The following is an 11,186-nucleotide window of genomic DNA, read 5'->3' as shown; positions in this document are numbered from 1 at the left end:
CTTGTGGGCAGGGGACCCGCGCGAAAATCGATATGGTCGAACCCACCCGCCGTCGGTAGCGTCCTCCGCATTGAAACGCGGGTATCTCACCACACGTTTGTGCTGTCAGAAGGCTCATACATGTCAGATATCAAACCCCTTTGACGGGCATCCTATGATGAAAAAGGGCAGAAGCAGCCTCTCACCCAATATCACCGGCGCGTTACTGATGATGGCCGCGATGGCGTGCTTTACGATCAATGACGCGCTGATCAAAGCAACGGGTGGGGCTGTGCCGCTGTTCCAGCTTCTGGTGTTGCGCGGATTTTTGGCCACTGCGCTGATCGGCGTCCTCGCATGGTCGCTTGGTGCCTTTCAGGCTCGGGTGCCCCGGCAAGACTGGAACTGGATCGCGCTCCGCTCCGCCTCGGAGGTCGGAGCTGCTTACTTCTTCATTACCGCACTGCTGAACATGCCGCTTGCCAATGTCACAGCGATCCTTCAGGTTCTCCCGCTGACAGTGACGCTGGGTTCGGCGCTGATCTACCGCGAGGCCGTTGGATGGCGACGGATGACAGCGATCACAATCGGGTTCTGCGGCATGCTCCTTATTGTGCGCCCGGGTGCCGATGGGTTCACCATCTGGTCGGTCTATGCGCTGATCGCCGTGCTTTGCGTCACGGCACGCGACCTGATCATGCGACGCATCTCCAATGCCGCGCCTTCGTTATTGGTGACGTTTTCCGCATCTCTAGGCGTGCTGCTCGCGGCGGGAGCGGGCTCTCTGACCATCACCTGGGCGCCGTTGACCCCGACGCTGGGCATGCTGGTCTCGACTTCGTCGGTGTTCATCGTGGGCGGCTATTACTTCAGCGTTCAGGTAATGCGACAGGGCGACGTGTCCTTTGTCGCGCCGTTCCGGTACACGGGGCTTCTCTGGGCGCTTGTGTTGGGCTGGCTGGTGTTTGGCGAATGGCCAGCGCTCCTGACGCTGGTCGGGGCAGGGGTCATCGTCAGCGCAAGTGCCTACACCATGGTTCGGGAACGTCACCTTGCCCAACGTCGCGGTTAGCGGTGTCCTATGATAGGGTTGTAGAGACCTCTCAACCCGTTGGCCCGGCGGGTCACGGCGGGCAGCGCCCGCGATCCCCCTCAATGGGGGTGAGGGCGCTTTCTGTCTTCAAAGCACCTGCCACAAACCCAAGCCCCCTGCGGGGCCGGCAAATTCCATTGAGCTGCGGTTGACAGCTTCCTCGACTCCTTCTATACGCCGCTCATCTCGACGGCAGGGTCACACCTGCGCGCCGAAATCAGAACTGAAGTGGTCACGATCCGGCCCCCTATCGGCCCGATCCTCTGTAAACCCACCGCGTCGTTTTCCTCGGTACGGAAACGTGGCGGTCTTTTCGCATTGCGCTGGTCGCTTCATTGCACCTTTCGCGCAGAACCCGCAGGCGGACGCGTCTGCGCGCAAGTTTCAACCGCATGGGGGCCGTCCTCGTGCACACATATGTGAGCAACACGGGGAAAGAACCGGAATGCCAACGATTCAACAGCTGATCCGCAAGCCGCGGCAGCCAAAAGTAAAACGCTCCAAGTCCATGCATCTGCAGGAATGCCCGCAGAAGCGTGGCGTTTGCACGCGCGTCTATACGACAACGCCGAAGAAACCGAACTCCGCGATGCGGAAAGTGGCCAAGGTCCGCCTGACCAACGGGTTCGAGGTCATCAGCTACATCCCCGGTGAAAGCCATAACCTGCAAGAGCACTCGGTTGTTCTGATCCGTGGCGGTCGTGTGAAAGACCTTCCGGGTGTCCGCTATCACATCCTGCGCGGTGTGCTGGACACCCAGGGCGTGAAAGATCGCAAGCAGCGCCGTTCGAAATACGGCGCGAAGCGACCCAAGTGACCTGACCCCATGGGGCGGGTCATCCTCGGGCTTGACCCGAGGATCTCCGGCCCCGCAGATCCTCGGGTCAAGCCCGAGGATGACGCAACGAAGAGTTTCAAGAGGATACCAAGATGTCCCGTCGCCACGCAGCCGAAAAACGCGAAGTCCTGCCCGACGCCAAATATGGCGATCTGGTGCTGACCAAATTCATGAACAACCTGATGATCGACGGCAAGAAGTCAGTCGCAGAGCGCATTGTCTACAACGCCCTCACACGCGTTGAAACCAAGATCAAGCGCGCCCCTGTCGAAGTCTTCCACGAAGCACTCGACAACATCAAACCCTCTGTCGAAGTCCGCTCCCGCCGTGTTGGTGGTGCGACCTATCAGGTGCCCGTCGAAGTGCGCCCCGAGCGCCGTGAAGCGCTGGCGATCCGCTGGCTGATCAAAGCCTCCCGCGCCCGCAATGAGAACACCATGGAAGAGCGCCTCGCCGGTGAACTTCTGGATGCTGTTCAATCTCGCGGCACCGCAGTGAAGAAGCGCGAAGACACACACAAGATGGCCGACGCCAACAAAGCGTTCAGCCACTACCGCTGGTAAGACAAACGTCGCGTCCCATCCGGGGGCGCGGCAAATCGTTTTCAGATACCTCAAGGAAGCAGCCCCATGGCACGCGATTATCCGCTAGACCGCTATCGCAACTTTGGCATCATGGCTCACATCGATGCCGGTAAAACCACCTGTTCGGAACGCATCCTGTACTACACAGGCAAATCCCACAACATCGGTGAGGTGCACGATGGTGCGGCCACCATGGACTGGATGGAGCAGGAGCAGGAACGCGGCATCACCATCACCTCTGCTGCGACCACCACGTTCTGGGAGCGCACCGAGGACGGTCAGACCGCCGATACGCCCAAGCACCGCCTGAACATCATCGACACCCCGGGCCACGTGGACTTCACCATCGAAGTGGAGCGCTCGCTTGCGGTTCTCGACGGGGCCGTCTGTGTGCTTGACGCCAACGCCGGTGTTGAGCCGCAGACCGAAACCGTGTGGCGCCAAGCTGACCGTTACAAGGTGCCGCGCATGGTGTTCGTCAACAAGATGGACAAGATCGGCGCTGACTTCTTCAACTGCGTGAACATGATCGAAGACCGCACCGGTGCGCGCGCTGTGCCGGTTGGTATCCCGATCGGGGCCGAGACCGAGCTGGAAGGTCTGATCGACCTCGTGACCATGGAAGAGTGGCTCTGGCAGGGTGAAGACCTGGGTGCGTCCTGGGTCAAGGCGCCTGTACGTGACAGCCTGAAGGACATGGCCGAAGAGTGGCGCGGCAAGATGATCGAGGCGGCCGTCGAAGAAGACGACGACGCGATGATGGAATATCTGGAAGGCAACGAGCCCGACGTGCCGACCCTGCGCAAACTGCTGCGCAAGGGCACCCTGGCGCTGAACTTCGTGCCGGTTCTGGGCGGCTCTGCCTTCAAGAACAAAGGTGTGCAGCCGCTGCTCAACGCCGTGATCGACTATCTGCCGAGCCCGCTCGACGTGGTCGACTACATGGGCTTCAAACCCGGTGACGAGGAAGAAACCCGCAACATCGCGCGCCGTGCGGACGATGACATGGCCTTTGCGGGTCTTGCGTTCAAAATCATGAACGACCCCTTTGTTGGCTCGCTGACCTTCACACGCATCTACTCGGGCGTGATGAACAAGGGCGACACCATCCTGAACTCGACCAAAGGCAAGAAAGAGCGCGTTGGTCGGATGATGATGATGCACTCCAACAACCGCGAAGAGATCGAAGAAGCCTTTGCAGGTGACATCATCGCGCTGGCCGGTCTGAAAGACACCACGACAGGCGACACGCTCTGCGCGCAGAATGATCCGGTGGTGCTCGAAACCATGACCTTCCCCGATCCGGTGATCGAGATCGCGGTGGAGCCGAAGACGAAGAACGACCAGGAGAAGATGTCGCAAGGTCTCGCACGTCTGGCGGCAGAAGACCCCTCCTTCCGGGTGGAGACCGACCTTGAGAGCGGTCAGACCATCATGAAGGGCATGGGAGAATTGCACCTCGACATCCTCGTCGACCGCCTGAAGCGCGAATTCAAGGTCGAGGCGAACATTGGTGCGCCGCAGGTCGCCTATCGTGAGACGATCTCGAAAGAGTATGAAGTCACCTACACCCACAAGAAGCAGTCCGGTGGCTCGGGTCAGTTCGCGGAAGTGAAGATGATCCTGACCCCGACAGAAGCGGGCGAAGGCTACTCGTTTGAGTCCCGCATCGTCGGTGGCGCCGTGCCAAAGGAATACATTCCCGGCGTGGAAAAAGGCATCAAATCGGTCATGGACTCTGGCCCTCTTGCGGGCTTCCCCGTGATCGACTTCAAGGTCGCTCTGATCGACGGCAAGTTCCACGATGTGGACTCCAGCGTGCTGGCGTTCGAAATCGCGGCCCGCATGGGTATGCGTGAAGGCATGAAGGGTGCGGGTGCGAAGCTGCTTGAGCCGATCATGAAGGTCGAAGTGATCACGCCGGAAGAGTACACAGGTGGCATCATCGGCGACCTCACCTCCCGTCGCGGTCAGGTGTCCGGTCAGGAGCCACGCGGCAACGCGATTGCAATCGACGCCTTCGTGCCGCTGGCGAATATGTTCGGCTACATCAACACGCTGCGGTCGATGTCCTCTGGGCGGGCGCAGTTTACGATGCAGTTCGATCACTACGACCCGGTGCCACAGAACATCTCGGACGAGATCCAGGCGAAATTTGCCTGATGCTCTTCTCACGTCGATTTTTTACACTGAGTGGAGCGGCTTTGCTCACGACTGGGTGCGCTTCCTCACCTCGGAAACCGCGTCCACCGAAGTTGATGGACGAAGTCACTATTGCAAGTGTGACTGTCGATGCAAGTCAAGCCAAAGTTCGTTCCGCAAACAATATGGTTGCGGAGACGGGCTTGGCCTGGCTTGAGAATGGTCTGCAGGAAGACTTTAGGAATAACCTCGTTGGTGCCGGTAATGGTTCAGAACCGATGAAGGTGCACGTGGTTGTTAAAGACGTCGCTATACCAAAAAACCACTTGGGTGGTTTTGTCTATCTCGGCTTCGTGTTGGATACACGCCTTACAATGCGTTACGCTAACACAACCATTGAAGCAAAACTTCGGACAGATTTGTCACCCTTAAAGAGATTCACGGATGCTGATGCAGCACGCGAATACATGTCCGACATATATGCGGAGCGATTGCTGGACGGGCTCAAAGACAGATATGCGCGTTCCGCATTGACTTAATCAGAAATCGAATATGGCGTGAAAAGCCGAACCGAAAAGAAGGAGGCCAACCATGGCAAAGGAAAAGTTTGAACGTAACAAGCCGCACGTGAACATTGGGACGATTGGTCACGTGGATCACGGCAAGACGACGTTGACGGCTGCGATTACGAAGTATTTTGGCGACTTCAAAGCCTACGACCAGATCGACGGCGCGCCCGAAGAGAAAGCCCGCGGGATCACCATTTCCACAGCACACGTGGAATATGAGACCGACGCGCGTCATTACGCGCACGTCGACTGCCCCGGCCACGCCGACTATGTGAAGAACATGATCACCGGTGCGGCGCAGATGGACGGCGCGATCCTGGTGGTGAACGCCGCTGACGGCCCGATGCCGCAAACGCGCGAGCACATCCTGCTGGGCCGTCAGGTGGGCATCCCGAAGATCGTCGTCTTCATGAACAAAGTCGACCAGGTTGACGACGAAGAGCTGCTGGAGCTCGTCGAAATGGAAGTGCGCGAGCTGCTGGACAGCTACGAGTACCCCGGCGACGACACGCCGATCATCGCGGGTTCCGCTCTGGCAGCGATGGAAGGCCGTGACGCCAACATCGGTGAAGAGAAAATTAAGGAACTTATGGCAGCGGTGGACGACTACATCCCGACGCCTGAGCGTGCGGTGGATCAGCCGTTCCTGATGCCGGTGGAAGACGTCTTCTCGATCTCCGGTCGCGGCACCGTTGTGACCGGTCGTGTGGAGCGTGGCGTGATCAACGTGGGCGACGAGATCGAAATCGTCGGCATCCGCGACACGCAGAAGACCACCTGCACCGGTGTCGAGATGTTCCGCAAGCTCTTGGATCGCGGCGAAGCGGGCGACAACATCGGCGCGCTGCTGCGCGGCATCGACCGTGAGGGTGTGGAACGTGGCCAGGTGCTCTGCAAACCGGGCTCGGTGACGCCGCACACCAAGTTCGAAGCGGAAGCCTACATCCTGACCAAGGATGAGGGTGGCCGCCACACGCCGTTTTTTGCGAACTACCGCCCGCAGTTCTACTTCCGCACAACGGATGTGACCGGCACGGTTCAGCTGAACGAGGGCACCGAGATGGTGATGCCGGGCGACAACGTGAGCTTTGGTGTCGAGCTGATTGCACCGATTGCGATGGAGCAGGGCCTGCGTTTTGCGATCCGCGAAGGCGGCCGCACCGTCGGCGCCGGCGTCGTCTCCAAGATCACCGAGTAACCAGGTTTGCCCTGCGTGAGCGGGGCGAACCGTCGGGCGGCAGGCGATCTGCAAGATCGCCGAGAGCCTCGGGCGCGTTGCACTCCGCCTGAGTTCAAAGAAAGGCCGCAGACAAACACTGCGGCCTTTCTCGCGTTCTAAGTCGCGCAAACACGCATATCAGTTAATTCAAATTGGCTGCGAAAGGTCCCGTCGCAGGGCGCTTTGATCCATAAATTGTAAATAAAACCATGGCTCTCTCATCTCAAATTGAGAACAGGAGCCAGAATGGAACCTCAAGCTAGAATCGGCTTGGCACAGCTGACAAAGATGGCGTTTGAAGGCGTCGATCTGCACCCCCTGCGGTCAGACCTGTTGAAACAGAGCTTTGGCTCCACAAACAGCGCGGGTGCGCTCATGGATTTGTCGGTCATCGATCAGCTCACCGGGCATCGTGAATTGGGCCTTGTGTGGCAGTCCAAAGCCTTTGAAACCTGCCGGGTCTTCAAGGCGCAGGTCAATGATCGTACCCGAAAGAGAGTTCTGGTCTTCGCGGCTCCGACGCATATTGGCGGGAATACGCCAGTGGAGTTTCTGCTTCAGGGGTCAGACTTCAATTCTGTTTTCTACTACCCGAATATCGAGACCTCAGACAGCGACATCCTGCCTGATCACGATGTGGCCTTCTGTGCCGCACCGACGGACGCCGAAGAAGCCGAGGCCTTCTTTGACACCGTTCACAGGCTGACACGCACGTCCGGGACAAAAACTGTAAACCTGCCCGAACAGATGGTCAGGCTAGATCGCGATACCCTGGGCCAAATGCTGTCTGGAGTCGACGGTCTGCGCGTGCCGATCTCTGTGAAGCTGACCAGGCAACAGCTGATCTCTGCGCTTTGCAGTGAAGACGAGGCCAACAGGCTTGGGACGTTGAATGGATATCCTTATGTTGTGCGGCCAGTTGGGTCGCACGCAGGTGAGGGGCTTGAGAAACTGGAGGCGCCTGAGGATTTCGCATCATATCTGCTGCGCCGGGACGAGGAGGAATTCTACGTCTCAACCTTCGAAGACTACGCATCACCAGCAGACCAGAAGTATCGCAAATACCGCATCGTTTTTGTGGATGGGCAAGCGTTCCCTTGCCACATGGCAATCGCAGAGCAGTGGGATGTCTGGTATCTGAACGCCAACATGCATCTGTCGCCGGAAAAGCGGTTTGAGGAAGCTGCATTCATGGAAGGATTCTCAGGTGACTTCGGTCTGCGGCATCGCGCGCGCCTCGATGCCATCGTGGACCGCGTCGGGTTGGACTATTTCGGCATGGACTGTGCGGAAGATCCGGAGGGCAACCTGATTGTTTTTGAGGCGGACAATGCCCTGATTGTTCACGACATGGACCCCCAGACTGTGTTTCCCTACAAGGTACAGCCCATGCGTGCGATCTTCTCCGCGTTTGAACAGCTGCTTGCGGACAACTGCCGCCCCGCCGCAAAATCGCCCGCGCCGCAAAGGTCAAAGCCTCTTCTTGCATCTTGACCCCGACAAAGGCCAGTGCTGCTATAGCATCCGTGTGCGGGTGATTGCGTACGGACCCGAGAGGGACGGACAACGTCTGTCGATCACTGTCTGGTCCCATCGAAAAACACGCCGAAACCCCATTGCGTTTTGTGACGACTCGCCCTAATACGCCGAAGTCCTGACAGGGTGCGGCCAGCCGTGCCCTTTTTCAGTTCAAAAAAAGACGCGATGAGGGTGTGCGATGAGCGCCCATCCTCCTCTCCGATCTGGACCCTGATATAAAGGGTGATGCTCATGGCGATTCAAAGCCAAAACATCCGCATCCGCCTCAAGGCGTTTGACTACCGCGTGCTGGATGCCTCCACACAAGAAATCGTCAACACAGCCAAGCGCACCGGTGCATCTGTTCGCGGCCCCATTCCGCTGCCGAACAAGATTGAAAAGTTCACCGTTCTGCGTGGCCCGCATGTTGACAAGAAATCCCGTGACCAGTTCGAGATCCGCACGCACAAGCGTCTGCTGGATATCGTTGATCCGACCCCCCAGACTGTGGACGCGCTGATGAAGCTCGACCTCGCTGCTGGCGTGGATGTCGAGATCAAGCTGCAGTCATAAGCGTAGGAGGGTAATTATCATGTTGCGCTCAGGCGTTATTGCAAAAAAGGTCGGGATGACCCGGCTGTTCATGGAAGACGGCAAGCAGATCCCTGTGACCGTGCTTCAACTCGACAAACTGCAGGTTGTGGCTCAACGCACCGCTGACAAAGACGGCTATTCGGCCGTTCAGCTTGGCGCGGGCACAGCCAAGGCCAAGCGGACCAGCCAGGCGATGCGGGGTCACTTCGCCGCCGCCAAAGTGGAACCCAAGCGCAAGGTTGCTGAATTCCGCGTGGACGAAGAGAACCTGATTGGCGTGGGTGAAGAGATCACCGCGAACCACTATTTCGAAGGTCAATTCGTCGACGTGGCGGGCACCTCCATCGGTAAAGGGTTTGCCGGTGCGATGAAGCGCCACAACTTCGGTGGTCTGCGCGCCTCGCACGGTGTCTCGATCTCGCACCGTTCGCACGGGTCCACCGGCCAGTGTCAGGATCCGGGCAAGGTTTTCAAGGGCAAGAAAATGGCTGGTCACATGGGGGCTGCTCGTGTCACCACGCAGAACCTGCAGGTTGTGCGCACCGACGCAGACCGTGGCCTGATCATGGTCAAGGGTGCTGTGCCAGGCTCGAAAGGCGGCTGGGTCACAGTCAAGGACGCGGTGAAAAAGCCGTTCCCTGAAAACGCCATTCTGCCCGCCGCTTTGAAATCCGCTGCTGAAGAGGCCGCCAAAGCCGCCGAAGAAGCCGCAGCAGCAGCCGCTGCAGAGGCTGAAGCCGAAGCACAGCGTCTGGCCGAAGAGCAAGCCGCCGCAGAAGCCGAAGCGCTGAAAGCAGCCGAAGCTGAAATCGCAGCAGACAAGGCGGATGACGCCTCTGATGCTGGCGAAGACAAGAAAGAAGGTGACGCATGAAACTCGATGTCATCAAACTGGACGGCGGCAAAGCCGGGTCTGTCGAGCTAAGCGAGGACCTCTTTGGTCTTGAGCCCCGCGCTGACATCCTGCACCGCGTCGTGCGCTGGCAGCGTAACAACGCGCAGGCCGGCACGCACAAGGTCAAGACGCGCTCGGAAACCAGCTACTCGACCAAGAAGATCTATCGCCAGAAGGGCACCGGCGGCGCACGCCACGGTGACCGCAACGCGCCGATCTTCCGCAAGGGCGGGATCTACAAGGGCCCGACCCCGCGCAGCCACGGCCATGAGCTGACCAAGAAGTTCCGCAAACTCGGCCTGCGCCACGCGCTCAGCGCCAAGGCAAAAGCGGGTGAGCTGGTCATTCTGGATGAGGCTGCCGCAGAGGGCAAAACCGCCGCTCTGGCCAGGCAGGTTGCAAACCTGGGCTGGAAGCGCGCGCTGGTCATCGATGGCGCGAGCGTCAACGAGACCTTTGCCCAGGCCGCGCGCAACATCGATGGTCTGGATATCCTGCCGACGATGGGCGCAAACGTATATGACATCCTCAAGCGTGACACGCTGGTGATCACGAAGGCGGGTGTCGAAGCACTGGAGGCTCGCCTGAAATGAGTGCCAAGGCAGAACATTACGACGTGATCCGCAAGCCGATCATCACCGAGAAAGCAACCATGACGTCCGAGAACGGCGCGGTTGTCTTCGAAGTGGCGATGGAGAGCAACAAGCCGCAGATCAAGGAAGCCGTTGAGGCGCTCTTTGGTGTGAAGGTGAAGGCGGTGAACACGACCATCACCAAGGGCAAAGTGAAGCGCTTCCGCGGCCAGCTGGGCAAGCGGAAGGACGTCAAGAAGGCCTATGTGACCCTCGAAGAGGGCAACACCATTGATGTGACCACTGGCCTCTAAGGTTGGTACATCGCTTAAAGTTGAATCCGGTCAGGCAACTGGCCGGGTTTTCTTTTTTGTGCAGCTGGACTTCCATGACAAACGTACAAGAAATCGGTCGGCCAGCCTCATGTACACTGCCCCCAATCCTCAGCGCTTTTATCGGAAATTAATGTCACCGCTCTAGGCTATCTTTGTCAGAGAGTGAGAGAGCAGATGGTCGAAGACGAAAAGCCGTTGATGCCGCGAGAGATTGCGAACACAGCCGAAGCACATGCGGTGGTGTTGCCACGTCGCATGCTCTCATATCTGCTGGGGCAGGCCGTTTGCCAACTGGCCGAAACGACCTGCAAAGAGCGTGATGCCGAGCAGGCAAACGAGCGGCGGAGCATGCAGGCAGCGCTGCGTTACATCGGCGAAGAGTTTGGCAAGTCTTTCGCCGATGTCGCGGATGGCATGCAGGACGCACTGGCCGATTCAACGGAAAACCTAAAAACTGTCCTTGCCGATCTTTGCGATCGCTTGCCCGAGACATCTGATACCATCTCGCCTGAGGATATTTCCGCGCTCAAGGCGGATACGGAAAACCTGCTCGCGCCAGCTGTCACAAAGTTTCTGTCCGCGCTGTTTGACAATGTGGTCGCGCATGAGAAAGCAAGCGCGCGCCTGGCGCGGGACGTTGACTCCTCCGCCTTGTCGCAGATCGACTCCCTGTCTCGGAAGATCAACTTCATTGCCGTGAACGCCTCTGTCGAGGCCGCACGCGTTGGCGATCAGGGGCGTGGCTTCGCCGTTATTGCCTCCGAGATCAAAGATCTGTCGCAGCAATCGCGCGCGGCGGTCGAACGCATGAGAAGCTCTATCTCCTGAACTTGCTGCTAGATTTGGTT

The 11,186-nt window shown here is 58.6% G+C and carries 12 protein-coding genes; all 12 read left to right on the top strand.

The annotated features are described in order from the left end of the window. Nucleotides 1-157: 157 nt before the first annotated feature. The 12 genes from So717_RS13595 to So717_RS13540 all read left to right on the top strand — a co-directional run bounded on the left by So717_RS13595 (nucleotide 158) and on the right by So717_RS13540 (nucleotide 11,166). Nucleotides 158-1,051 (top strand): DMT family transporter, encoded by an 894-nt coding sequence (locus So717_RS13595; protein WP_159978197.1) that lies wholly within the window; start codon nucleotides 158-160, stop codon nucleotides 1,049-1,051. Between the two features lie 466 nt (nucleotides 1,052-1,517). Further along, on the top strand, nucleotides 1,518-1,889 hold the full coding sequence (gene rpsL / locus So717_RS13590; RefSeq protein WP_007118826.1) for a 30S ribosomal protein S12: 372 nt from the start codon (nucleotides 1,518-1,520) through the stop codon (nucleotides 1,887-1,889). 113 nt (nucleotides 1,890-2,002) lie between these two features. Continuing rightward, the gene (gene rpsG, locus So717_RS13585) at nucleotides 2,003-2,473 is read left to right on the top strand and encodes a 30S ribosomal protein S7 (protein ID WP_159978195.1); all 471 of its coding nucleotides are present in this window, start codon (nucleotides 2,003-2,005) and stop codon (nucleotides 2,471-2,473) included. Nucleotides 2,474-2,539: 66 nt separating this feature from the next. Beyond that, the gene (gene fusA, locus So717_RS13580; protein WP_159978193.1) at nucleotides 2,540-4,657 is read left to right on the top strand and encodes an elongation factor G; all 2,118 of its coding nucleotides are present in this window, start codon (nucleotides 2,540-2,542) and stop codon (nucleotides 4,655-4,657) included. Between the two features lie 92 nt (nucleotides 4,658-4,749). Continuing rightward, nucleotides 4,750-5,175, top strand: coding sequence for a hypothetical protein (locus So717_RS13575; protein ID WP_159978191.1), 426 nt, complete (start codon nucleotides 4,750-4,752; stop codon nucleotides 5,173-5,175). A gap of 52 nt (nucleotides 5,176-5,227) precedes the next feature. Then, complete coding sequence (gene tuf / locus So717_RS13570; protein WP_159978189.1) at nucleotides 5,228-6,403, top strand: elongation factor Tu; 1,176 nt, start codon at nucleotides 5,228-5,230, stop codon at nucleotides 6,401-6,403. 267 nt (nucleotides 6,404-6,670) lie between these two features. Beyond that, the gene (locus tag So717_RS13565; protein ID WP_159978187.1) at nucleotides 6,671-7,918 is read left to right on the top strand and encodes an ATP-grasp domain-containing protein; all 1,248 of its coding nucleotides are present in this window, start codon (nucleotides 6,671-6,673) and stop codon (nucleotides 7,916-7,918) included. Nucleotides 7,919-8,200: 282 nt separating this feature from the next. Next, a complete protein-coding gene (gene rpsJ, locus So717_RS13560; protein ID WP_108838874.1) occupies nucleotides 8,201-8,515 on the top strand; it encodes a 30S ribosomal protein S10 in 315 nt (104 codons plus the stop codon). 19 nt (nucleotides 8,516-8,534) lie between these two features. After that, a complete protein-coding gene (gene rplC, locus So717_RS13555) occupies nucleotides 8,535-9,410 on the top strand; it encodes a 50S ribosomal protein L3 (RefSeq protein WP_159978185.1) in 876 nt (291 codons plus the stop codon). Then, nucleotides 9,407-10,024: a 50S ribosomal protein L4 gene (rplD, locus tag So717_RS13550; RefSeq protein WP_159978183.1), complete on the top strand. Its 618-nt coding sequence runs from the start codon at nucleotides 9,407-9,409 to the stop codon at nucleotides 10,022-10,024. The genes rplC and rplD overlap by 4 nt, the downstream gene beginning before the upstream one ends. Further along, on the top strand, nucleotides 10,021-10,317 hold the full coding sequence (locus tag So717_RS13545) for a 50S ribosomal protein L23 (protein WP_159978181.1): 297 nt from the start codon (nucleotides 10,021-10,023) through the stop codon (nucleotides 10,315-10,317). The genes rplD and So717_RS13545 overlap by 4 nt, the downstream gene beginning before the upstream one ends. 195 nt (nucleotides 10,318-10,512) lie before the next feature. Beyond that, nucleotides 10,513-11,166, top strand: coding sequence for a methyl-accepting chemotaxis protein (locus So717_RS13540; protein ID WP_159978179.1), 654 nt, complete (start codon nucleotides 10,513-10,515; stop codon nucleotides 11,164-11,166). Nucleotides 11,167-11,186 lie beyond the last annotated feature (20 nt).

Origin of the sequence: Roseobacter cerasinus (genome assembly GCF_009811755.1) — a bacterium.
Lineage (GTDB): Bacteria > Pseudomonadota > Alphaproteobacteria > Rhodobacterales > Rhodobacteraceae > Roseobacter > Roseobacter cerasinus.
This window is presented reverse-complemented; position numbering and strand designations above follow the sequence as displayed.

Coding starts and splice junctions, on each gene's coding strand:
- So717_RS13595 (WP_159978197.1), top strand. CDS start 158: ATGAAAAAGGGCAGAAGCAGCCTCTCACCCAATATCACCGGCGCGTTA.
- rpsL (WP_007118826.1), top strand. CDS start 1,518: ATGCCAACGATTCAACAGCTGATCCGCAAGCCGCGGCAGCCAAAAGTA.
- rpsG (WP_159978195.1), top strand. CDS start 2,003: ATGTCCCGTCGCCACGCAGCCGAAAAACGCGAAGTCCTGCCCGACGCC.
- fusA (WP_159978193.1), top strand. CDS start 2,540: ATGGCACGCGATTATCCGCTAGACCGCTATCGCAACTTTGGCATCATG.
- tuf (WP_159978189.1), top strand. CDS start 5,228: ATGGCAAAGGAAAAGTTTGAACGTAACAAGCCGCACGTGAACATTGGG.
- So717_RS13565 (WP_159978187.1), top strand. CDS start 6,671: ATGGAACCTCAAGCTAGAATCGGCTTGGCACAGCTGACAAAGATGGCG.
- rplC (WP_159978185.1), top strand. CDS start 8,535: ATGTTGCGCTCAGGCGTTATTGCAAAAAAGGTCGGGATGACCCGGCTG.
- rplD (WP_159978183.1), top strand. CDS start 9,407: ATGAAACTCGATGTCATCAAACTGGACGGCGGCAAAGCCGGGTCTGTC.
- So717_RS13545 (WP_159978181.1), top strand. CDS start 10,021: ATGAGTGCCAAGGCAGAACATTACGACGTGATCCGCAAGCCGATCATC.
- So717_RS13540 (WP_159978179.1), top strand. CDS start 10,513: ATGGTCGAAGACGAAAAGCCGTTGATGCCGCGAGAGATTGCGAACACA.